The organism is Rhodococcus sp. BP-332 (assembly GCF_019836065.1).
Taxonomy (GTDB): domain Bacteria; phylum Actinomycetota; class Actinomycetes; order Mycobacteriales; family Mycobacteriaceae; genus Rhodococcoides.
Map to the genome: position 1 here is coordinate 1 of NZ_JABUEC010000006.1, position 22,011 is coordinate 22,011.

The following is a 22,011-nucleotide window of genomic DNA, read 5'->3' on the forward strand; positions in this document are numbered from 1 at the left end:
GTACACATGAACCGGACTGAGTCGACGAGACCCCGATTGCCCCGGACACGGGTGTGCGGGGCCATCGGGTGGGTCAGGTCTAGGTGGTGAGTGCGTCCCTCAGGGCCTCGGCCGCCGCCGCCGGATCTTCGGCACCGTAGATGGCACCGCCGGCAACGGCGACATCGGCACGGAGTCCCGCACCGCGATGATGGTGTCGCCCTTGACGCCGCCGGCGATCGAGAACGGCACCCCTGCGATCTTGCCGTCGTAAAGGAGGGTCTGGATGGAGTAGTCGGGATGTGTCTGCTCGTCGAGACCGGCATGGGTCTCGACGAACGAGACACCGAGCTCGGCAACTTCGCGGGCTCGTTCGATGCGGTCGGCAACACCGATCAGATCGGCGACGACCTTCTTGCCATGCTTCTGACCGGCCTCGACAGCACCCTTGATGGTCGCGTCGCCGGCGGAGTCGAGGACGGTCACGATGTCCGCGCCGGCGGTGAAGGCGATGTCGGCCTCGAGGAACCCGGCATCCGCCGTCTCGAGATCAGCGAAGACCTCTTCGTCCGGATGCGCGGTCTTGATCGCCGACACCGCGCGGAGGCGACGATACTGGCCACTGTCCGGGGTACGGGGGCGGTGACCGTCGGTGTGGGTGTGGTGCGCTGCACTGTCGTGTCCGACGACCGCGTGTCCGGCGACCGCGTGGAATGGGACCGGGGTCGGCGGTGGACACTGTGACGACGACCGCTGACCGCCGACCGGGCCCTGTACGCGGCGAAGTCGTCCGGGCGGGGTCAGGCGGCGTACGTCCTCGCCGACCCAGTTCCCTGTACCGGCGTTGCCGACCGTCCGGAGTGATGCGACGTTCCGTCGCGTCACCTGGCTGCGCCGTCGAGGCCTCGTGCGAAGGTCGTCGGTCGATTGCCGACCGGGGAGCTGTTCACGAGGCTTGTCCTCGGTCCAGCTCGGTCCCATGAGTTCGCCGGTCCGCGCGCACAGAAACCGGAGGCGACCGACGACAGGAAGGTCAGGTCGGCGCCGCGTCGACGCCCGTGGGCGCGAGGACGATGTCGAAGCGCACGCGCGACCAGGTGGTGTCTGCGAGGTCCCGGCCGTCGGGCGCGTGTGTGCCGGCCGGTTGTTGGACGAAGTCCTTGACCAGGGAGTCCTTGACGCCGAACACGGTGTCGTGGCGGAGAAGGTCGTCGCCGCGGACGAAGATGTGCGTGACCAGCGTTCGGAGCTCGGGAGCGCTGACCATGAAGTGCAGGTGTGAGGCGCGCATCGGGGAGCGGCCGGTCGCGGTGAGCATGCGTCCCACCGGTCCGTCGTGCGGAATGGGATAGGGGGTGGGAGTCAGGGCCCAGAATCGGTAGGCGCCGTCGGAGTCGGTGAACAGGTGGGCGCGTGCGGAGACGCGGTCGTCGTCGTACTGGACGTCGTAGAAGCCGTCCTCGTCTGCTTCCCACACTTCGATGCGTGCGTTCGGTACGGAATGCCCGTCGGTGTCGCGGACGGTGCCTTCGACCCAGCACGGCTGTCCGGCGGCGCCGCCGGAGAGATCACCGCCGTTGTCGATGCGCGGCGCGTCCTCGACGAAGAACGGGCCGAAGACGGTCGCCTCGGTGGCGTCGCCGTGGGTGACGTTGTCGACGTTGATGGTCTGCATCGAGGCCCCGAGCACGTCGGAGAGCAGGATGAATTCCTGGCGGCGGTCGTCGGTGATGTGGCCGACCTCGGTGAGGAACTCGATGGCGGTGTTCCATTCTTTCTCGGTCAGCCGCACGTCGCGGACGAAGGCGTGCAGGTGTGTCACCAGTGACTGCATCACCGTTCTCAGGCGCGGGTCGGCGCAGCCGTCGAACGAGCGCAGCACGGCGGCCGTCAGTGTCTCCTCCACCGCTGCTTGCTCGGGCGTGACGGCGGAACGTGACCGCGGCGTGGTCGTGGGGTCGATGTGTCCGGCCATGGCGGCTCTCTCTGATCCTTTCACGGTGGCGTCATGGTCGTCGGTCACGCGGTTGCGACAGGTTGGTCGCCGGCCAGGGCCGCCCGCAGCAGTGTCGCGACGGCCTCGGTGGTGACGGGTCGGGGATTGCCGTAGGGGCGGCTGGTGACCTCGTCCGCGATACGGTCGACGTCCGCCTCGTCCATGCCGAGCTCACGCAGTGACGTCGGTGCACCGAGTTCACACGCGAGCCGCCATAGTCGATCCGCGGGCGCGCCCTCGCCCGGCAGCGCACGCGAGAGCGCGGCGACGGCCAGGGGTGCGTAGGGGGCATTGAACGCGAGGACGTGCGGGAGGACCACGGTGTGAGCGGGGGCGTGGGGGAGGTTCACTGTGCCTCCGAGTGCGTGGCAGAGCTTGTGGTGCAACGACATCGTCGTCGCACCGAGGGCCGTCCCGCACAGCCAGGCGCCGTAGAGCGCCTGGCTTCGTACGTTCGGGTCGCCGGGTGCGGCCACGACCGCGGGCAGAGCCGCGGCGAGCGCACGCACCCCGTCCTCGGCGAGCAGGGAGATGACGGGATTGGCGTCCGGGGCGTACAGCGCCTCCACGGCGTGCGCCATCGCATTGATCGCACTGGTCACCGATATCTCCACGGGCAGAGCCAGTGTCAGATCTGGATCGTAGACCACGCTGCGGGGCAACACCTTCGGATCACGGCCAGTCTCTTTCCGCCCCTTGGTGGTCACGCCCCACACCGGGGTCATCTCCGATCCCGCGTAGGTGGTGGGGACCGCGACCACGGGAAGGGAGTGCTTCAGCGCGATGGCTTTGCCCAATCCGATGGCGGACCCGCCGCCGACGGTGACGCACCCGTCCGCTCCCAGTTCGACCGCGGCGGCGGCGGCCCGCTCGGCGACGTCCGCCGGAACGTGCATCACCGCGTCCGCGCGCACTCCGACGCACCGGTTACCGAGCAGACCGGCGATGCGATCCGCGGTGTCCCGCCGGCCGGGTGAGCAGAGCACCAGCACCCGGTTCAGCCCGAGCAGGTCGAGTTCCTCGGGCAGAGACGCCAGCGCGCCCGACCCGAAACGCACCCGCATGGGGTTCGCGTCGTACACGAAGTCGTGAGTCATGATGTCGCTTCCTGGCCCTCCATGGATGGTGTCGGTCGTCGACCGGGAGTGCACGCCGGTCGACGACCGTGATCAGAGGGCGCTCACGTCGAGCTTCTCGTTACGGAACTCGCCCTTGTAGTACGGGAACTGAGCGACGACGGCCCGGATCTCGATCTGGGGGTGACCCACGTCGCCCCACAGGACAGTCACCTCCGTGCCCTCGACTGCGAATTCGCGGTCGAGGTAGGCCAGCGAGATCATCGTGTTCTCGACGAACGCGGGGGTGCGACCCGTCGCGAGTCCCACCTTCCTGCCGTCCTTCAGTACATGGTCGATGCGCATGCGGCCCTTGTGATAATCGTCGACGGAGATCACCGGGTCGTTGCTCATGGGGTCGTAGACGACGGCGTCCGCGCCCCGGAACTGTGACGCGTACACCGCGCCGATGTCGTCGGCGTTCCACTCGAGGGTGACGGTGGTCCGCTTCGAGCCCTCCGCCTTGATCTTCTGCAAGGCGGCCTTGCCCGGGAACTCGTGGTCGAAGTTGACCAGGTAGCCCCAGCGGACGTCGAACGGGGTGACCCACGCATTCTTCGGATCGTCCGAGGCGCTGCCGTGCAGACCGATGTCGAACGGAATGATGTGCTGGATGTACTCGGTGAGGGCGGGCCAGCTCTCCTTCACCGGGTCGATGAAATGAATGACTTGGTTCGGGTAGCCGGCGACGGTGTGGTTGACCAGGGAGTAGTTCCAGAAGCCCTGGGGCTTTCCGCCGACGGCCTCGACCTCGGAGCGCAGCTGCCGGTAGGCCTCGCGGGCATGGGTGGAGGGCCCGTGGATCTCGTAGGCGAGGGCGCCGGACATCCCGAGCCGGTGCACGGTGGCATCGGCGCCCGCGAGTGTGATCACCTTGTTCTGCGCGAACTTCAGGTCGCTGAGATCGGCGCCCGTGACCTTCTCGATGATCGACTTCGACTTCGGCCCGTCGATCTGGAAGAAGTATTCGTCCTGAACCCACGTGCCCTGAACGTCGAGGTCGGAGGTGTCCAGGAAGAACGCCAGCACGGGGGCGAGCCAGTACGTGCGGAAGTGATTGTCGCCCACCTTCAGCAGGACGCCGTCGGCAATCATGTAGCCGTCGTCGTTGCAGATGACGACGTGCTTGGACGAGCCCTGCTCGAGGAGGCCGAAGTCCTTGTTGACACAGACCGAGTTGAGGAAGGTCGCGGCATCCGGGCCGGAGACGTCGTAGACGGGACTGTTGCTCAGAACGAAGCCGATGGACGCCGCGTCACGCGAGGCGAGGAATTCCTCACGTGTGGTGGAGTACTCCGCAGGCACCAGGCCGAATCCGATGTCGGTGAACACGTTCGAGCCCTCGAAGATCGGGCTGTCGGGTGTGAACAGGACGTCGTGAATCGGAGTGCCGGGAGCGACCCCGTCCATCGAATCAGCGCTCGTGTCGGCAGGTTCCGTGATTGTCACAGGTTTCTCCATCTGTTGTTCCTGAACTGTGTGAGAGGCGGTCACGTCAGCACCCGGTCCTCGAGGTCGTCGTTGCGGGTCTCCGCGCCGCCGATGGTGACACCGCCGTCGACGCTGAGGCTGTGCCCGACGACGTAGCTGGACGCCTCCGATCCCAGCCACAACACGGCCTGCGAGATCTCGTCGGTCCGACCGAGCCGCCTGATCGGCACGGCGCTCAGCAACCGGTCCGTCCAGCTGCTGGGGAAGGAGGAGATGAACGGTGTCTCGATGGGTCCGGGGCACAACGCATTGATGCGAATTCCCCTCTCGGAGTACTCGTTCGCGGCTGCTTTGGTGAGACCGATGACGCCGTGCTTGGCCGCGACGTAGGGCGTGAGTCCGTACGCTCCGATCAATCCGGCCGCCGAGGCCGTGTTGATGATGGAGCCACCACCCGAGGCGAGCATGTGTGGGATCTCTGCCTGCATGCAGTAGAAGACGGACGACAGGTTGACGTCGAGGGTCCGTCGCCACGAGGCCGGGTCCTGCTCGAGCATGAACCCGTGCTGACCCTCGGCGCCTGCATTGTTGTGCGCGACGTCGAGCCGGCCGAATCGGTCGACGACGGTGTCGACGGCGCGGTGCACGGCTTCGTCGTCGGCCACGTCGACCTCGACGAAGATCGCCTCGCCGCCGCTCGCCTCGATCTGCTCGACGGTCGCGCGCCCGGCCGCTGCGTCGATGTCCAGAACGGCGACGCGAGCGCCGGCGCCGGCGAATGCTGCGGCACTGTCACGGCCCATGCCGCTCCCGGCGCCGGTCACGAGAACGGCCTTTCCGGTGTAATCGAAGGTGACGCTCACTCGGTTCCTGCTTTCTGTGGTCTTTCCGAGAAGAGTCGTCGTCGGCACCTCGTGATCGCATCCATGAGTCCACCGGTTGCTGTGACCCAGGTCATCTACTGTGGGGCTGTGAACACCGATGTTCCTCCCTCGAACGGCCGTGAGACGGAGATCAGGCAGCTGTTCGAGATCGTCGAGGGCGTCCACGGCGGTGTCGGCGGCGCGGTGGTGGTCGTCGGCGAATTCGGTAGTGGCAAGAGCGCTGTCGGGCGAAGCGTTCGTCCGCGGGCCGGGCTCCGCACACGATTCGTACGGGCGCGGGCGGGCGAGCACGGGACAGACCTGTTCGCTCGACTGCTGGGGACGGGTCCCGTCACCGACGACGTGGACGACGTGGTGGCCGCGAACGCCGCTCTGGATGCGCTCGCCGACGCGACCCGCGGCGGGCCGGTCGTTCTGGTGGTGGACGACCTGGACCGCGCGGATCATTCGGCGCGCAGACTGCTCGGTATTCTCGCCCGCCGGGTGGCGTCGCTACCGGTCTTCCTCGTGCTGATCGGGTGGCGACGCGGCGAGAGTCTTCCGGCCGGTGCCGCGGTGCTGCGGCTGCATCCACTGTCGTCCGGTGACACCGCGGCGACAGTTCGTGGCTGCCTCGAAGCGTCGGTACCCGATTCGGTCGTCGACGACATCGCTGCCGCGTCCGGCGGAAATCCGTTGGCAGCGCGGGAGATGGCAGCGGTCCTGACCCCCGAGGAGATGGCCGGTCACGCGAGTCTCCCGGAGCCGGCCGTGCCGGGCCCGGCATGGACTGCGCGGTGGAGAATGCTCGCGCAGGGCCTGTCGGAGACGGGGCGAGCAGCGATGCTGGTCGTGGCGGTGGGGGACGGGCTTCCGATCACCGTTCTCGCCGGCGCCTGTGCGCGTCTCGGGCTGGGGGGCGACGAACTGGACGTTCTCGAGAGCCGACGGTTGGTGCGAGTCGACGAGTCCGGCCGCGGGTGGTCGAGGCGTCCCCATCGCAGCGCTGCCTTCCACAGCGCGGACGCGGCGTCGAGGCGAGCGGTGCACCGCGCTCTCGCGGACGAGTTGCAGGGCAACGCCGATCTCGTCCTTCCCCGAGCCCTGCACCGCGCAGCCGGGGAGGAGGGGACCGGCACCGACGCCGGTGACGAGTTGGAATCGGTTCTGCGGACAGTGGAGGCGTCGCCCGCCGCGCTGAACGGATGGCTTCGCGCTGCCGAACTGACCACGGAGCACGACGCTAGGGTTCGTCGGCTGGTGTCCGCCGGGCTGGTCTGCTGGGTGCTCGGTCGGCCGGCTCAGGCCGAGTGGCTGGTGACGAGCGCCGGAGTCACCGGTCGGGACGTGTCCATCGCCGGGACCGCAGCGCAGATCCGGGGAGCCGTCGCGTTGAGCCGCGGGTTGCCTGCAGACGCGTTGCGCATCCTCGTCGACGGCGCGGGAGCTGCGGCCCGACGGGATCCGCAGCTGGCCGTCGATCTCGCGGCCCGCGTCACCGGCCTGGCGTGGTGGGGAGGGCGCGCAGACTGGGCCGAGAAGGCGGCGAACCTCGCGGATTCCATCGAGGACGAGGCCGTCGAGAGCAGTGGCGTCTTCGCAGCCCTGGTTCGTCAGGCGGCGCCCGCCGGTGTCGACGTCATGCGCGACAACTTCCGCCCGGCCATCGGTGACCTGACTCGCTCACTACAGGACGCGGTGAACCTGATCGAGCCGCGGGAGCTGCTCTTCGCCGCGGAGATCGCGACGATGGTGGGTGACGACGTGGGCACCCGGGTGTTCTGCGAGCGAGCGATCCGTGCCATGCGGGTGCGCGGTCGAGCCACGGAGTTGCCGTTCGCGCTGCAACTGCAGGCGCTGGTCCTCGCGGGTCAAGGCCGCCTGGAGGCCGCGCGTGCGGCAGCCGACGAGGGTTTGTCGCTCGCTGCACACGCCGGGGAGGAGACCGACGGTGCCTTCCAGCACACCGTCCTCGCGCACCTCGCCGCGCTCGACGGTGACACGGCGTCGTGCGAACGGCACCGACGCGCGGTGACGGGCCGCGGCGCCGAGCACCCGACGGCCTCGCTCGACTGGGCGGCGGGCCGGTCGGCGGTGTCCATGGCCCGGTTCGACGATGCCGTCGAGATACTCGTCCCGACGGTGCTCGGCGAACGTCGTCACCCCGAGGTGAGTCTGCTCGCGACACCTGATCTGGTCGAGGCGGCGGTCGCCGTCGGAAAGCCCGATCTCGCGGAGCGAGCTCTCGAACGTTTCGCGCGATGGTGCGATGCGGGATCGTCGTGGGGCGGTGCGGTGCAGCTGCGGCTGACGGCGCTGGCGGCAGGTGACTCGGAGGATTTATTCGACAACGCCTGCCGTGCAACGGGTCTCGCGCAGCGGCCATTCGAGTCGGCGCGAACTCGATTGGCCTACGGCGAGTTTCTGCGGGGGAAGCGCCGCCGTGTGGAGGCGCGCGAGCACCTGCACGCCGCGCTGGGTGTGTTCGAGAGCCTCGAACTCCCGGCGTGGATCGACCGGACCCGGTCGGTGCTGCGGGCGAGTGGAGAGGGCCGCACCCACGACATCCCGGTCGCCGACGTCCTGACCCCGCAGGAACTCGACATAGCCCGCATGGTCAGCAGCGGTCGCTCGAACCGCGATGTCGCGGGGGCGCTGCATCTGAGCTCTCGCACGGTCGAGTACCACCTGTCCAAGGTGTACGTGAAGCTCGGGCTCGACTCCCGTGACCAGCTGGCAGGGGCTCTGGCGGACTGACTGCCGTCAGTTCGCCGCGGCCACCGTCATGTCCGACAGCGTCTGGAACCGGTGCAGGTTCTCCGCCTCACCGAGCACACCTGCGGTGAGGCACACGAATGTCAGATCACGTTCCGGATCGACGAAGAACTGGGACGATCCCGCCCCGTATCCGCCGAACGTGCCCGGCGAGGACATCGTGCCGAAGAACGTCTGTCGCAGGCCTGCGCCGCGCATCATGAATCCCAGACCGATACTCGCGAGCCAGGGCTGCCAGTGCTTCTCGGCGACGATGCGGCTGTACCGCTCGTTGACGAGGTCGCCCGTCTGGACGGTCGTCGCCATCGCGATCGACGCGGGGGACAGGATCCGCTCACCGTCGAGCTCCCCGCCCCGACGCAGCATCTCCGCGAAGCGGAACAGATCCGAGACGGTCGACACGCATCCCACCCATGGCAACTCCGCGCCCTCGTGCGCGGCGGATGCGGTGTCGACGATGTCCTGGGGCGAGAAGAACTGTCCGGGAGGGAACTTCGCGACGACGGGCACGAGGCGATCCGTCCACGCCGCAGGCGCGCCCATGCGGGTGTCGGCCATGCCCAGCGGATCGAGCAGCTCGTCGTGGAGGGTCTGCGTGAACGAGCGGCCCCGGCCGAGCGTTCGCACCACTATCTCACCCAACAGCGCGTGAGCCAGGCACGGCGAGTAGCTGACGCGTTCGCCCGGCGTGGCCACCAGATCCATCTCGCCGATCGCGCTGATGGTGCGCGAGAGGTCGGCGCACTCCATCGGCGGCAGCGGCCACGGCGTGGGGCTGGTACCTGCTCGGTGCGTCATGAGGTCGGCCACGCTGACACGATCCTTCGCGCCGACGCGAAACCGGTCTGGACCCCGGAACTCCGGAACGATGTCGACGACCTTGGTGATGGGGCTGAGCAGGCCGTGTTCGAAGGCCTTCAGCACGAGCACGTTGGTGAACTGCTTGGTGGTCGAGAAGATCCAGAACACGTCGTCCGGGGCGGCTGCGCGCCCGGTCGCACGGTCGCTGTACCCGACGGCCTCGTGCAGACCGATCTCACCACCTCGGGCGACCAGCACGACCCCGCCGTCGTACAGGTCGTCGGCTACGTCGGATGCCATCCGCTCGGTGATCCGGTCGAGTGCGCGGCGGTCGAGAGAGGTCGAACGAGTAAGCGATCGCGTCATGTGTCGAGGGTGCGAGACACCGTGCTCACTCGCATCGGTGTGATCACCAGTCACCGGCTGTCGAGGACACCCGGCAATTGTTTCCGCGAGCCGATTCCCAGCTTCGTGTAGACCTTGTGCAGATGCGACTCGACGGTCTTGCGGCTGAGATACAGCTGTTCTGCGACCTGCTGGTTGGACGCGCCGTCGGCGACCAGACGTGCCACGGTGAGTTCCTGCGACGTCAGCATGGTCGCCGCGTCGGGTCCGCGTCGCGCTCGTTCCGCCGTGGCGCTCAATTCGGTGGCTGCACGCTGTTCCCATGCGGTGACACGCAGCCGGGCGAAGGTGGCCATCGATTCCTGCAGCACCACGCGGGCGCGGATGCGGTGCCGCCTGCGTCTGAGGCTCTCCCCGTGGAGCAGCTGGGTCCGCGCGACCTCGAACGGCCGATCGGGATCGATGCTGCCCTCACGGAACCATCGCTCGGCGTCGCTCTCGCTCTCTGCGGTCAGAGCGTGCAGACGCGGCAGCACGCTCGCTGCCCAGGGGGACCCGGCGGCAGCCCACGCAGCGAACCGGGGAAGAGCGGTGCGCGCGATGTCGGGCCGACCGCTTCGTACGGCCGCTTCCACCAGATCGGGAAGTGCGAAGAGTGCGGTCGGAGGGTGCGTCGTGGCCGACTCCGGGTCGGTGACCTCCTGAAGAATCTCGAGCGCGCTCGCGAGTCGACCGGTGGCCAGGTCGGTGCGCCCCATCGCCCAGTGCGCCGCAGCGGCGATGTACCCGACGTCGCGCCCCGTCACCAGACGCAGCGCGGCGTCCGCGGCATCCCGCACCGCATCGGCCGATCCGCGCAGACCGTCTCCGTGCGCCGACATCGTCAACGCGAACGCCTGGCTCCGGCCGTCCCCGATCCGACGGGCGAGGACCGAGCCCTCGGCGAGGAGTTCCGCCGCGTGGGTGGCCTGCCCTCGCCACATCTGCACCGATGCCAGTACGTGCAGCGTGAAGCACGACCGGAACACGTCGCCCTCGGCGCGCAGCAGCGCCACGGACTCGGTGAGGTGGCGGAACGCGGCGACATCGTCGCCGAGAAGCATCGCAGCCTGTCCGGCCATGCGGTGATCACGCGCCGACACCGCGGCTGTGCCCGCGTCCAGCGACACCCGGAGGTGCACACCCGCCGACTCGAGGTCGCCGTCGAACAGTGCGGCGCAGCCACGGACAGCACCGACAGTGATGCGACGGGATGTCGTCTCCCGGCCGGCCTCCGGCGTCACACGGCCGGCCTCCGGCGTCACACGGCCGGCCTCCGGCCTTCCCGGCCTTCCCGTCGTCACCCCACCGGCTGCCAGTTCGGCGACACGGGCGATCCACTCGACACGGCCGGACCACCAGGACACCTCGGCGGCGTCCGCGAGCGCCTCGAGCTCGAGTGAGTCGTTCGCGCCGTGGATCAGCTCCGCCGCACGGATCGGGCGCTCGAACCCCTCCTGCGGTGTGCGGGCGGCCGCAGCCATGAGACCTTCGGTCAGCAGGATCCGCGCGCGTGCCTCGACCGGCGCATCATCGGTGTCGACGCGAAGCGCGGCGCGCTCGGTGCCGTCGGGATCGCCGGACGCGAGCCGAGCCTCGGCGACCCGGGCCCAGCGCACCGACCTCCGCTCGGCGTCGGCGGACAGGGCCGCGGCCACGCCGAGTGCGCGGGCTCGGTCCGACGGACTCAGCGCGGATCCGGCCCGGGTGACGGCAACGTCGAGGCGAGTGGCGGCGTTCTCGTCGGTGGTGGTCGCCGCCCGGGCCCGGTGCCAGGCGGCGCGCAGGTCCTGATCCGCCGCGACGGTGTGGAGGGTGTCGGCCAGAGCGGCGTGGGCGCGGCGTACGTCACCGGACGGGGCGAGCTCGAGCACGGCGGCCGGGAGAAGCGGGTGTACCGGCGCGACTCCCGAGGCCGTCTCGACCAGGAGCCCGCTCTCGATCAGCTCGGCGAGGGCCGCGTCGTCGACGAGGGAATCGGGTACCGCCGGCGTCGGCACGGAGCCGGGGCACTCGCAGGCGACGGACCACATCAGCCCCAACTCGCGCGCGTGCGGTGACAGGTGCCGGCGGGTGAGCCACAGTGCCGCCACGGCCGAGTCGGCACGGCGCGACACGTCGACGCTGCTGTCCGCACGGAGTACGTCCGGAGTGATCAAGGCGCGGGTGGACAGCACCAGAACTCCCGGGTTGCCCGCTGCCCGGTCCACGATCGCCTCGACGACGCGGCACCGTCGGCGCTGCTGGTCGAGGGTGTCGCCGTCGGTGGTCGCGACCGTCTCCACGAGGGTGCGGCTGTCCTCGTCGGTCAGTCGAGCCAGGTCGAGGCCTCGTGAGACGGTCTCGATGGCCCGGCGACCGGCGAACACGATGCCCCACGACCCCGCGAGCGCGGCCACATCGGTGAGGACCTGCTGCGACAGCGAGTCGGCCCGGTCGACGTCGTCGACGATCACGAGAGTCGGCACTGCGGCGGCGAGACGAGTCAGCAGCGCGGCCAGCGCCTGCGGATCCGTGGTGAGTTCGTGCTCGCCGGGCCGATGCACGGGGCCCAGCAGTTGGTGCAGCAGCCCGCCGGGAATATCGGATTCGGAGTCGTCTCCCGCTGCCGAGAGCACACGCAGATCGGGGGAGGCACCGATGTGCGCGAGCAGCGCCGACTTTCCCGACCCCGGTGGACCCCACACTCCGAGCGACCCACCGCGCCCGGCCCGGACCTCGACGACGAATTTGGTGAGTCGAGCGATCTCGGCCACCCGGCCGACGAGCTCGTGCATCCGGACAACCTCCTGCCGACTGGTGGTCACCCCGATGCGAGCCGATCGCCGGATCGTGAGCATTGTGACGGTGAGCACGAATGATATCGCCGTCGTCGGCGCCGGCCCAGTGGGTGCGTTGACCGCGCTCGGTCTCGCCCAACGCGGGCACCGAGTTCTCCTGCTCGAATCGGAGCAGGAGCTTCCCACCGCGCCCCGCGCGATCGTCTACTACTGGCACGTTCTCGAGGGGCTCGACGCCCTCGGCGTCCTGGACGACATCGATGCCGCCGGGATCCGCAACACTGCTTTCCACACGCGCGTCCTCGCCACCGGAGACGAGGCCGTGGTGTCTCTGGCGCCGCTGGAGGCGGTGACCCCGCGCCCGTGGAACATCCACCTGGGCCAACACGACGTGGTGCGCATCGCCCTCGACCATCTGTCCCGTCTGCCGAACGCCACCCTCCGACTCGGCGCTCCCGTGACCGCGGTCCGTCAGGACGGGCACGAGGTCGTCCTGGACGTCGGCGGGGAATCGCCTGGCGAGGTGCGCGCATCGTGGGTGGTCGGCGCCGACGGCGCACGCAGCGCTGTCCGTACTAGCCTCGGAATCGGTTTCGACGGAACCACGTGGAAGGACCGCTTCGTCGCCACCGATCTCCGGTACCCGTTCGACGCGGCCGGTCTCGGTAACGCCAACATGATGCTCGACTCCGAGAACGGTTGTGTCATAGCGCGTATCGACGACTCGACGTGGCGGTGGACGTGGGGTGAGTCGGCCGAACTCGCCGCCGACACCGTCATGGACAGACTTCCCGCTCGTCTCGCCGCCCTGGGCTTTCCCGACGTGCCCTACGACGTCGTCACCGCGACGCCGTACCGCATGCACCAACGTTCCGCCGACCGCATGCGTGCGGGTCGGGTACTGCTCGCCGGCGACGCAGCACACGCGACGAACCCCACAGGCGGAATCGGCCTCACCAGTGGCATGTACGACGTGTTCGCGCTGCTCGACCCGCTGAGCGATGCCGTGCACGGCTCGGACGACACCCCTCTGGACGCGTGGGCGGCCGAGCGACTGCGCATCTTCGACGAGAAGGCCTCACCGATGGCGACGGCATCGAAGCGTCGGGTCTACGACGACACCGACCGCGACGCGCTCGTCGGCTTCGTACGAGGTGCCGCCGCGGCCGTCGACGACGCGGAGGCCGTTCGACGGTTGTCCGCGATGACGGTGCTGCGCAGTGGTTTTCTGCGCCATCACACATCGTTCGTCTCATGATCACTCGACCACAGCAGGAGGGTTCCATGTCCACGATCACTATCGCCCGAGGCGGCCGCCAGGGATCACCCGCCGAGCTCCGGACCGGCACCTTCGTCGGCGAGGTCTGGGGCGATCCGGTTCTGCCGGCCACCGGGGGATGGTTGGTCAACAACGTCCACTTCGCCCCCGGCGGTCGGACCAACTGGCACACCCATGGAGTCGGTCAGGTTCTGATCGTCACCGCCGGTGAAGGATTCGTGTTCGACGAACACGGCAACGGCGGACGTATCGGGGTCGGCGACGTCGTTCACATTCCCGGCGAGACGCAGCACTGGCACGGTGCCACCTCGAGCGCGTTCATGACACACACTGCGATCTCCGTGGGTGGCCACGACTGGGGTCGTGAGGTCAGCGCCGACGAGTACCGGCAGGCGCACGACCAGGAGTTCCGCTCATGACGCTGTCGATCGGATTCGTCGGGCTCGGGCGCATGGGGCGGCCGATGGTCGCGGCACTGCAGCGAGCGGGGTTCTCGGTGAGCTCGTACGACCGGTCACCCGGCGCGCGGTCGGCGACCCCCGGCAGCGTCGACACTCTCGCCGACGTCACCGGCGATGTCCTCGTACTCATGCTCCCGAACTCCGCGATCGTCGAATCGGTCCTGACGGACCCGACGTTCGCTGCCCTGCGTGCAGGGGCCGTGGTGATCGACATGAGTTCGTCGGAGCCCGCCAGCACCCGCAGGCTCGGTGAGCAGCTCGATGCGGTGGGTCTGCACTACCTCGATGCGCCCGTCTCGGGTGGTGTGTCGCGCGCCGAGAGTGCGAGTCTGACCGTGATGGCGGGTGGCCCGTCCGAGGTGCTCGAGCGCGTCCGGACAGTGCTGGAAGCGATGGGAACCGTCACCCACGTGGGTGAGCTGGGCGCTGGTCATGCGATCAAGGCGTGCAACAACGTGCTGGTGGGCGTCACACTCCTCGCGTCGGTCGAGGTACTGGGCATCGTGCGTGCTTTCGGGGTCGACCCCGCAGTCGCGTTCGAGGTGATCAACAACTCCACGGGACGCAGTTGGTCGAGCGAACACAAGGTGCCGACGTTCGTTCTGACCGAGGAGTACCGCTCCGGATTCGGACTGGGGCTCCTTGCCAAGGACATGGGCATCGCCGTCGGACTCGCCGACGGCCTGGGCGTCGAGCACGAGCTGCTCGGAGCGGCGACGAAAATGTGGCACCGAGCCGGTGCCGATTTGCCGAGCGATGCCGACCACACGTCCATCGCGGAATGGATTGCAGCGCAACTAGTGTCCGTGCGGGACGGTGTGTCGTGACCACCGTCGTTCAGCACTGGATTCTCGACTCCGATCACTCGGACGCGGCAATGTTCGTCGAGACCCGAGCGCCCGACGCGCCTCGCGGGCCGACGATCGTTCTCGTGCACGGCGGTGGTGGGCAGGGGACCGATTGGGGCACCACGCCCGACGGACGACCGGGGTGGGGGGACCTGCTGGTCGAGCAGGGCTTCCGGGTCCACATCGTCGATCGACCCGGCCACGGTCGGTCACCCGGCCGCACGCCCGCCCCCGCGGCGGTGGACATGACGGCCCGAGTGTTCGCGCCCGGCGCGCGGTCCGATCACACGCAGTGGCCCGGACCGGGAGGTGTCGACGACCCCGCAGTGCGCATCCTGGCCGCGTCAGCGACGGGACTGCCCGCGGATCTGGTTGCGGCCCAGAGAGTCGATGCTCGACTTCTCGTCTCGCTGCTGGAGGAGCTCGGACCGTCCGTGGTGGTCGCGCACTCGCTGGGTGCGTGCGCCGCGTGGCTCGCGGCCGAGTCCAGGCCCGATCTGGTGTCCGCGGTGGTCGCGCTCGAGCCCGCCGGGCCGCCGTACCTGGACCTGCCGGGAACACCGCTGCGACTGCCCGCCGGCATCACCGCCGCACCACTGTTCGACGGAGAGCGAGCCGCGGGACTGACCTCGGTCCCCGTCGCGATCGTCGAGAGCGACACCTCGTCGATGGGCGCCGCGTGCGGCCCGGTCGCCGACTTCCTCCGCCGCGCAGGCGTGGCGGTCGACCACGTCGTCCTCGCCGAGAGCGGGCTTCGTGGGAACGGCCACGGACTCGCTCTCGAACTCGACAACCGCGAGGTTCTCGGTGTGGTCCTCGACTGGATCACCGCGAACGCGCGAACACCGTTTCCACTTCCCGACACAGGAGAGCACTCGTGACCAGCTCATCGCTCACGACCGCGCGCACCCAACCGGCCACCGCCGGCAGTGTGCAGGCCACCGACCCCGATCTCGCTCGTCTCCTGGTGCGCTGCCAGGACCGGCCTGGTGTCGTCGCCACCGTCGGCGGATTTCTCACCCGCGCCGGTGCGAACATCGAATCCCTGCAACAGCACACGACAGCACCGAACGGCGGCATGTTCTTCCAACGCACCGAGTTCCGGATACCCGGACTGTCGGCGGCACGGGACGAACTGGAAGCCGGCTTCGCCTCCGAGGTCGCGGCCGGCCTCGGGATGGAGTTCACGTTCACCGAGGCTGCGAAGCCCAAGCGCGTGGCCATCATGGTCTCGAAGACCGACCACTGCGTCCTCGACCTGTTGTGGCGCAACCGCCGTGGGGAACTGGACATGACGATCGCCATGGTCATCTCCAACCACGCCGACCTCGCGGCCGATGTGCGTCCCTTCGGGGTGCCGTTCTTCCACATCCCGGCGACCAGGGAGACGAGAGCCGAGGCCGAGGAACGTCAGCTCGATCTGCTGCGCGACAACGTCGATCTGGTGGTGCTCGCGCGCTACATGCAGATCATCACCCCACACTTCCTGGCCTCGGTCGGTGCGCCTCTGATCAACATCCACCACTCCTTCCTCCCCGCCTTCATCGGCGCGGGGCCCTATCAGAAGGCCAAGGAGCGCGGCGTGAAGCTCGTGGGAGCGACGGCGCACTACGTGACCGAGGATCTGGACGAGGGGCCGATCATCGAGCAGGACGTCGTCCGCGTCGACCACCGACACCAGACCTCGGACCTGGTTCGGCTGGGTGCCGACGTCGAACGCGCCGTCCTCTCACGCGCGGTGCGCTGGCACTGCGAGGACCGTATCGTCCGGCACGGCAACTCCACCATGGTGTTCTGAAGGAGACGACGATCCATGACTGCTCGACTGATGGACGGCAAGGCGGTCGCCCGAACCGTACGCGACGAGGTCGCCGCCGACGTGTCGACGCTCGTCGCATCGGGGCGCCCGGCGCCCGGTCTCGCGACGGTGCTGGTCGGCGACGACCCGGCCTCGGAGGTGTACGTACGCAACAAGCGCCGGCAGTGCACCGAAGCCGGGATGGCGGACCTGCACCGTCACCTTCCCGCCGACATCACTCAGTCCGCGCTGGAGGCAGTGCTGGACGAGTTGGCCGCCGATCCCGCGGTGTCGGGAATCCTGCTCCAGCTGCCCGTACCGAAGCACCTCGACACCACAGCCCTTCTCGCGCGCATTCCGGCGAGCAAGGACGTCGACGGATTGACCGTCACCAACGCGGGGTTGCTCGCCCGCGGCCGCGTCGGCCTGGTTCCGTGCACGCCCGGTGGAGTGATGCGGTTGCTCGACGAGTACGGCGTGGCCCTGTCGGGTGCCGATGCCGTGGTGATCGGCCGGTCGGAACTGGTGGGCCGCCCGATGGCCCAGCTACTTCTGCAGAGGGATGCGACGGTGACCCAATGTCATTCGCGGACCAAGGATCTGACTGCGGTGTGCCGCAGGGCCGATGTCATCGTCGTGGCCGCCGGGGTGCCGGGCATCCTGGGTGGTGATGACGTGATGCCCGGCGCCACGGTGATCGACGTCGGCATCCACCGCACCCCCGACGGCTTGACCGGTGACGTGCGGTTCGCCGAGGTGGAACCGGTGGCCGGCCTGCTCACCCCGGTGCCCGGCGGTGTGGGCCCGATGACGATCGCCATGCTGCTCGCGAACACCGTGGCGGCGGCGCGTGCCTTCGGCGACGTCGCGTGATCCCCTGGACGGACCTGTCACATCGGCTCGATCCGCGTGCGCCGCGCATCCCGATCTTCCCGCCGCCGACTTTCGCGACCGTGGCCGAGATGCCCGCAGATCCGATGACGGTGAGCCGGATGGACATGGTGGTGCACACCGGAACTCACGTCGATGCCCCGTGTCACTTCGTGGCCGGCGCCGAGAGTATCGACGAGATCGACCTGTCGAGACTGACGGGAGAGGGGGTCGTGTGTCGCGTCGACGCAGGCGAGGACGAGGTGTACGGCGTCGAGGCTCTGCTCGATCGCGGTCTCGTTCGCGCCGGCGACATCGTCGTCCTCGACACGGGATGGTGGCGTCACGCCGGCACCCCGCTCTACGCACGGCATCCCTCGTTGTCGGTCGAACTCGCGCAGTGGCTCGTCGATCGGGGCGTGTCCATGGTCGCCGTCGACACCGGCACCCCGGACCTGCCCGTGCCGCTGCGTGCCGACGGGTTCACCTGGCCCGTCCACCTGGTCCTGCTCGGCGCGGGAGTGTTGATCGCCGAACACCTCACCAACCTCGCCCCCTTGTCAGGGCAGCGGGTCGAAGTGATTCTGGCCCCGTTGAACATTCGGGGTTCCGACGGCGCGCCCGTGCGCGCCGTCGGTCGTCCCCTGCTCTGAACCGTCAGTCCTGCCGGAAGCGCCGTCCCCAGATTCCGGATTTCCCGGGCTGGAGTATGCCGCCCGGATCCAGGGCGTCCTTGATCGTCTCGTTCAGCCGCATGAGCGCGTTGTCGTTGAAGTCGAGCGTCGATGCCACCTGATCCATGTGGTGCAGGTTGGTCCGGTAGATCGGGTAGCCACGCTCGCTCATGACGGACACCATGCGTGTGTAGTTGTCGTACACCCGTTCCGTCTGCTCGGCGTTCGTCGAGTCGAAGAACATCGTGCTGATGTGGATCACCGAACGCGGGGAGAGCATCAGGCCGGAGAAGAACTGCTCACCCGTCTCCTGATACAACGAGCGCATCAGCCGTGACGTCTCGACCACGTCCTTCCCGCGGAGCGGACCGACGGGTGAGAAGTCCAGGTGCGCAGTCGTCTTGCCGTACATCGTCTCGAAGAGGGCGAGGATGTCCATGTCGGGGATGCCCGCCATGACGCGGTCCTCGTGCCCAGCGTGGCTCGTGCGGTCCGTACCCGCGTAGTCGCGGCGTCGGAGCGTCGCCGTGGGAATCGTGCCGAGGGTGCGCTCGACAGCGATCCAGTGGGCGTCGACGGCTTCCGACGTGCCGTACAGGGCGAACCTCGCCAACCAGCGGGAGGCATCGGGATCGAAGGACGGGTTGCCGTCCTCGTCGAGGCGGACCCCGCGCATGATCGTCGGATAGTTGGTGACCGTGTTGCCCAGCATGAGCTCGCGCATACCGTCGGCGACCGCCTCGAGCGCGTCGTCGCCGCTGAACTCCACCCAGCACGAGGCGTACGTCTCAGGGCGTCGCTGCAGCCAGAAGCCCATCTTGGTGATGATGCCCAGCCCCGACGAATGGAACAGCCCCTGCAACTGCGGTCCGAACGGGTGGCGGTAGACGTGCGCCACCTCGCTGTTCGGCATCGCCCACATTCCGGTGCGGACCACCTCTCCGTTCGCCAACACGATCTCCATGCCGCAGACGTTCTCGGCATGGTCGCCGTACTGGGTGTATCCGCGGCCGTACTCCGTGCAGTTGCCGATGACACTGCCCCAACCGAGATCGGGAATGGAGGTCCACAGCCGCCCGCCCGCTGCCTCGAGAGCCTCGTAGAGATCGAACCAGCGCACGCCGGGCTCGACGACGACGTACGCGAGGTCCTCGTCGATCTCGAGGACCTTGTTCATCTCGCGGAGGTTGACGACGACCGAGCCCTTCACTCGTGGCGCCGGGCCGCCGTAGGTGTTGTTGCGGCCCTGGCTGAAGGTCCACAGCGGCACCCGGCACTCGCCGGCTATGCGGACGACGGCCTGAACCTCCTCGGTGGACGTGGGGCTGACGACAGCGGACGCGTCCCAGTCGGCCGACCCCTGCGCGGTGTACGGATCGCGGAACTCTTCGATGGTGGCGGTGTCGGTGCGGACCCTGTCGGCGCCGATCACCTCGGCGATGCGGGTCAGGGCGCGGTCGAGGTCGCCGAGGTCGATCGGTGGTGTGGAGAGAGTAGTCATGACCCCAGCGTCGGTGACGCCCGTCACGAGTCGCATCCATGAGGCGACCAGTGGCACGGTTGCCGGAGGTGCACCACCGGTGGTCCCACCGATGCGACGGGTACGTCGCCCCGACGAGCATTGCCTGCCATGAAGACAGTGACAGGCAGAGTGGCCGTCGTCAGCGGTGCGGCCAGCGGAATCGGACGAGCGACGGCCGACCGGTTGGCGGCAGCGGGAGCCAAGGTCGTCATGGCGGACGTCGAGGCGTCGGCCCTCGCGACCGCCGTCGACGAGGTGCGGGCAACGGGCGGCGAGGCGATCGGGGTACGGACCGATGTCAGTCGCGTCGAGGACATCGAGACATTGGCCCGACGCACCCTCGACGAGTACGGCGCGGTCCACATCCTGTGCAACATCGCCGGCGTCGAGGGCGGTGCGCCGTTCGGCGAGCTCTCCCGCCGCACGTGGGAGTGGGTCATGGGAGTCAATTTCTGGGGCACCCTCGATGCGTGCCGGGTGTTTCTCCCGCACCTGATCGCGCAGGACGAGGCGCACATCGTCAATTGCGCGTCCATGGCCGGGTTCGCCACCGGACTGCCCACGTTCCATCCGTACGTCTCGTCGAAGTTCGCCGTCGTCGGTATGACCGAGAACCTCGAAGTGGAACTCCGTACCACCACCGCGCCGCACGTGGGCGTGAGCCTGCTCTCGCCGGGACTGGTGAAGACGAACATGAACAAGTCCGAACGCAACCGACCGACGGACGTGCCCGCAACCGACACCCAGGACCTGCGCAGGCAGGTGCACGCCACCATCGACGAGCAGACCGAGAAGTTCGGCGTCACACCCGACCATGTCGCCGACCTGGTTCTGGCGGGCATCACGGAGAACCGATTTCACATCCTCACCCACCCCGAACAGACGATCGCCGCATTCCGGAGCAGGTTGGCGTGGATGGAGAACGGCACTCCGCCTCGTTCGCCCGCCGACGCTCCTGACGTGGGCGCTCCCGCGTCGTCGTGACCACGACCCGTCGGCCGTCAGGAACGTCGAGATGACTCCATCGGACATCGGGCCACGTGACGCACGAACCGTGCCGGGTACCTATCGCGATCAGCTCGGGGCGCACGCACCGCGGGACGTGCCCGACTACCGCTCGACAGCACTCCGCCATCCCGCTCGACCCCTGATTCTCCTGCCGCAGCGGCTCACCGAGATCACGGGACCCGTCCTCGGTGAGGGGCGCATCGCCGCGGGCGACGCGGACCTCACTCGCGCGCGCGGCGGAGAAGCGTCGGGGCAACGCATCATCGTGCACGGCCGGGTTCTCGACAGTGACGGGCGCTGCGTGCCGAACACACTGGTGGAGGTGTGGCAAGCAAATGCAGCCGGTCGGTATCGACACGCCCGTGACACGTGGCCCGCGCCGCTCGATCCCTACTTCGACGGTGCGGGGCGCGTGATGACCGACGCGGCAGGACATTACCGATTCACCACCGTCAGACCCGGCGCGTATCCATGGGGCAATCATCACAATGCCTGGCGCCCCGCGCACATCCACTTCTCGCTGTTCGGTCGTGCATTCACCCAGCGCCTGGTGACCCAGATGTATTTTCCCGACGATCCGATGTTTTTTCAGGATCCGATCTACAACGCCGCCCCCGAAGATGCCCGGCTGCGTTTGATCGGTGCCTTCGATTACGAAGCCACGCAGGATAACTGGGCCCTCGCGTACCGTTTCGACATCGTCCTTCGGGGACGCAATGCCACTCCGTTCGAGGGAGACGATCACGATGAGTGATTCCGATGTGGCTCACGCGTTCGCACCTCGGTACCCCGTCACCCCCGGCGCAGACTTCACGACTGCACCGTTCGGACAGACACCCTCACAGACCGTCGGCCCCTACCTGCACATCGCCTTGCCCTGGATCGACGGGCCCAGCGTGGTGAGCGCCGATGCGGTCGGTGCCATGATCGTCACCGTCACCATCGTCGACGGCAGCCGCACACCGGTGTCCGATGCCATGATCGAGACCTGGCAGGCAGATGCAGCCGGCCGGTTCGATCACCCCGACGATCCCCGCGGACCGGCATCGCCGACACCGCCAGGATTTCGAGGTTTCGGTCGAGCGGTGGCCGACGCTTCCGGCACGGCAGCCGTGCGGACCGTCAAACCCGGGCCGTTGCCGGCGGAGAACGGTCGAATCGAGGCGCCGCACATCGACCTCGCCATCTTCGGACGTGGCATGCTCGATCGGCTCGTCACTCGCATCTACTTCCCGGACGAGCCGTCGTCCAACGCTGCGGACCCCGTTCTGGGGGCATTGGCCGCCGAACGACGGGGCAAGTTGATCGCACGGCACACTGCCGCTGGATACCATCTCGACGTGGTGATCCAGGACAGCGATCCGGACGGCGACGAGACCCCGTTCTTCGAGCTGTGACAGTTCGAGCTGTGACAGGGGGAACGCGAC

Annotated in this window: 19 protein-coding genes; 11 read left to right on the forward strand and 8 right to left on the reverse strand. The window is 68.5% G+C overall.

Features of this window, described 5'->3' with window-relative positions:
• Positions 1–99 precede the first annotated feature (99 nt).
• The 5 genes from HQ314_RS21835 to HQ314_RS20050 all read right to left on the reverse strand — a co-directional run bounded on the left by HQ314_RS21835 (position 100) and on the right by HQ314_RS20050 (position 5,384).
• Positions 100–576 (reverse strand): orotidine 5'-phosphate decarboxylase / HUMPS family protein, encoded by a 477-nt coding sequence (locus tag HQ314_RS21835; RefSeq protein WP_308119507.1) that lies wholly within the window; start codon positions 574–576, stop codon positions 100–102.
• A gap of 436 nt (positions 577–1,012) precedes the next feature.
• The gene (locus tag HQ314_RS20035) at positions 1,013–1,954 is read right to left on the reverse strand and encodes a dioxygenase (protein WP_222651035.1); all 942 of its coding nucleotides are present in this window, start codon (positions 1,952–1,954) and stop codon (positions 1,013–1,015) included.
• 44 nt (positions 1,955–1,998) lie between these two features.
• The gene (locus HQ314_RS20040; RefSeq protein ID WP_222651036.1) at positions 1,999–3,072 is read right to left on the reverse strand and encodes a maleylacetate reductase; all 1,074 of its coding nucleotides are present in this window, start codon (positions 3,070–3,072) and stop codon (positions 1,999–2,001) included.
• A 72-nt stretch (positions 3,073–3,144) separates the two neighbouring features.
• Entirely contained in the window at positions 3,145–4,539 is a 1,395-nt protein-coding gene (locus tag HQ314_RS20045) for a hypothetical protein (protein ID WP_222651037.1), read from the reverse strand.
• Between the two features lie 41 nt (positions 4,540–4,580).
• Positions 4,581–5,384 (reverse strand): glucose 1-dehydrogenase, encoded by an 804-nt coding sequence (locus HQ314_RS20050; protein WP_308014237.1) that lies wholly within the window; start codon positions 5,382–5,384, stop codon positions 4,581–4,583.
• Positions 5,385–5,492: 108 nt separating this feature from the next.
• Here HQ314_RS20050 and HQ314_RS20055 point away from each other — a divergent pair, with 108 nt between their 5' ends.
• A complete protein-coding gene (locus HQ314_RS20055; RefSeq protein ID WP_222651038.1) occupies positions 5,493–8,141 on the forward strand; it encodes a LuxR family transcriptional regulator in 2,649 nt (882 codons plus the stop codon).
• Positions 8,142–8,147: 6 nt separating this feature from the next.
• On the opposite strand, the gene HQ314_RS20060 is transcribed toward HQ314_RS20055, so the two are convergent.
• Positions 8,148–9,326, reverse strand: a complete 1,179-nt coding sequence (locus tag HQ314_RS20060) for a serine hydrolase (RefSeq protein ID WP_222626723.1) — start codon at positions 9,324–9,326, stop codon at positions 8,148–8,150.
• 50 nt (positions 9,327–9,376) lie between these two features.
• A complete protein-coding gene (locus HQ314_RS20065) occupies positions 9,377–12,121 on the reverse strand; it encodes an AAA family ATPase (RefSeq protein ID WP_222651039.1) in 2,745 nt (914 codons plus the stop codon).
• A gap of 70 nt (positions 12,122–12,191) precedes the next feature.
• Between HQ314_RS20065 and HQ314_RS20070 the strand changes: the two genes are divergently transcribed.
• From HQ314_RS20070 to HQ314_RS20100, 7 genes are read left to right on the forward strand one after another with little or no spacing between them, the layout of a single operon-like run.
• Positions 12,192–13,382 (forward strand): NAD(P)/FAD-dependent oxidoreductase, encoded by a 1,191-nt coding sequence (locus HQ314_RS20070; RefSeq protein ID WP_222651040.1) that lies wholly within the window; start codon positions 12,192–12,194, stop codon positions 13,380–13,382.
• A 26-nt stretch (positions 13,383–13,408) separates the two neighbouring features.
• Positions 13,409–13,822, forward strand: coding sequence for a cupin domain-containing protein (locus HQ314_RS20075; RefSeq protein ID WP_222651041.1), 414 nt, complete (start codon positions 13,409–13,411; stop codon positions 13,820–13,822).
• Positions 13,819–14,691 carry an NAD(P)-dependent oxidoreductase gene (locus HQ314_RS20080; protein WP_222651042.1) on the forward strand — a complete coding sequence of 291 codons (873 nt, stop codon included), beginning with the start codon at positions 13,819–13,821 and terminating at the stop codon, positions 14,689–14,691. Before HQ314_RS20075 ends, HQ314_RS20080 begins: the two co-directional genes overlap by 4 nt.
• Positions 14,688–15,593 carry an alpha/beta fold hydrolase gene (locus HQ314_RS20085; protein WP_222651043.1) on the forward strand — a complete coding sequence of 302 codons (906 nt, stop codon included), beginning with the start codon at positions 14,688–14,690 and terminating at the stop codon, positions 15,591–15,593. Before HQ314_RS20080 ends, HQ314_RS20085 begins: the two co-directional genes overlap by 4 nt.
• A gap of 50 nt (positions 15,594–15,643) precedes the next feature.
• Entirely contained in the window at positions 15,644–16,510 is an 867-nt protein-coding gene (purU, locus tag HQ314_RS20090) for a formyltetrahydrofolate deformylase (RefSeq protein WP_222651139.1), read from the forward strand.
• A gap of 15 nt (positions 16,511–16,525) precedes the next feature.
• Entirely contained in the window at positions 16,526–17,383 is an 858-nt protein-coding gene (folD, locus tag HQ314_RS20095) for a bifunctional methylenetetrahydrofolate dehydrogenase/methenyltetrahydrofolate cyclohydrolase FolD (RefSeq protein WP_222651044.1), read from the forward strand.
• The gene (locus HQ314_RS20100; RefSeq protein WP_222626729.1) at positions 17,380–18,033 is read left to right on the forward strand and encodes a cyclase family protein; all 654 of its coding nucleotides are present in this window, start codon (positions 17,380–17,382) and stop codon (positions 18,031–18,033) included. The genes folD and HQ314_RS20100 overlap by 4 nt, the downstream gene beginning before the upstream one ends.
• Before the next feature lie 4 nt (positions 18,034–18,037).
• Here HQ314_RS20100 and HQ314_RS20105 read toward each other — a convergent pair whose 3' ends face one another.
• Complete coding sequence (locus tag HQ314_RS20105; protein WP_222626730.1) at positions 18,038–19,555, reverse strand: FAD-binding oxidoreductase; 1,518 nt, start codon at positions 19,553–19,555, stop codon at positions 18,038–18,040.
• Positions 19,556–19,684: 129 nt separating this feature from the next.
• On the opposite strand from HQ314_RS20105, the gene HQ314_RS20110 reads away from it, so the two are divergent.
• Genes HQ314_RS20110 through pcaG form a run of 3 tightly spaced genes read left to right on the forward strand, consistent with a single transcriptional unit; the run spans position 19,685 to position 21,981 of the window.
• Entirely contained in the window at positions 19,685–20,560 is an 876-nt protein-coding gene (locus tag HQ314_RS20110; protein WP_222651045.1) for an SDR family NAD(P)-dependent oxidoreductase, read from the forward strand.
• Between the two features lie 31 nt (positions 20,561–20,591).
• Positions 20,592–21,338 (forward strand): protocatechuate 3,4-dioxygenase subunit beta, encoded by a 747-nt coding sequence (pcaH, locus tag HQ314_RS20115; protein ID WP_222651046.1) that lies wholly within the window; start codon positions 20,592–20,594, stop codon positions 21,336–21,338.
• Positions 21,331–21,981, forward strand: coding sequence for a protocatechuate 3,4-dioxygenase subunit alpha (gene pcaG / locus HQ314_RS20120; protein ID WP_222651047.1), 651 nt, complete (start codon positions 21,331–21,333; stop codon positions 21,979–21,981). The genes pcaH and pcaG overlap by 8 nt, the downstream gene beginning before the upstream one ends.
• Positions 21,982–22,011 lie beyond the last annotated feature (30 nt).

Excerpts from the sequence above, each read along its gene's own strand:
- HQ314_RS20035 (WP_222651035.1), bottom strand. The coding sequence starts at position 1,954 with ATGGCCGGACACATCGACCCCACGACCACGCCGCGGTCACGTTCCGCC.
- folD (WP_222651044.1), top strand. The coding sequence starts at position 16,526 with ATGACTGCTCGACTGATGGACGGCAAGGCGGTCGCCCGAACCGTACGC.
- pcaH (WP_222651046.1), top strand. The coding sequence starts at position 20,592 with ATGACTCCATCGGACATCGGGCCACGTGACGCACGAACCGTGCCGGGT.
- HQ314_RS20060 (WP_222626723.1), bottom strand. The coding sequence starts at position 9,326 with ATGACGCGATCGCTTACTCGTTCGACCTCTCTCGACCGCCGCGCACTC.
- HQ314_RS20110 (WP_222651045.1), top strand. The coding sequence starts at position 19,685 with ATGAAGACAGTGACAGGCAGAGTGGCCGTCGTCAGCGGTGCGGCCAGC.
- HQ314_RS20105 (WP_222626730.1), bottom strand. The coding sequence starts at position 19,555 with ATGACTACTCTCTCCACACCACCGATCGACCTCGGCGACCTCGACCGC.
- HQ314_RS20040 (WP_222651036.1), bottom strand. The coding sequence starts at position 3,072 with ATGACTCACGACTTCGTGTACGACGCGAACCCCATGCGGGTGCGTTTC.
- HQ314_RS20065 (WP_222651039.1), bottom strand. The coding sequence starts at position 12,121 with ATGCACGAGCTCGTCGGCCGGGTGGCCGAGATCGCTCGACTCACCAAA.
- HQ314_RS20080 (WP_222651042.1), top strand. The coding sequence starts at position 13,819 with ATGACGCTGTCGATCGGATTCGTCGGGCTCGGGCGCATGGGGCGGCCG.
- HQ314_RS20075 (WP_222651041.1), top strand. The coding sequence starts at position 13,409 with ATGTCCACGATCACTATCGCCCGAGGCGGCCGCCAGGGATCACCCGCC.
- pcaG (WP_222651047.1), top strand. The coding sequence starts at position 21,331 with ATGAGTGATTCCGATGTGGCTCACGCGTTCGCACCTCGGTACCCCGTC.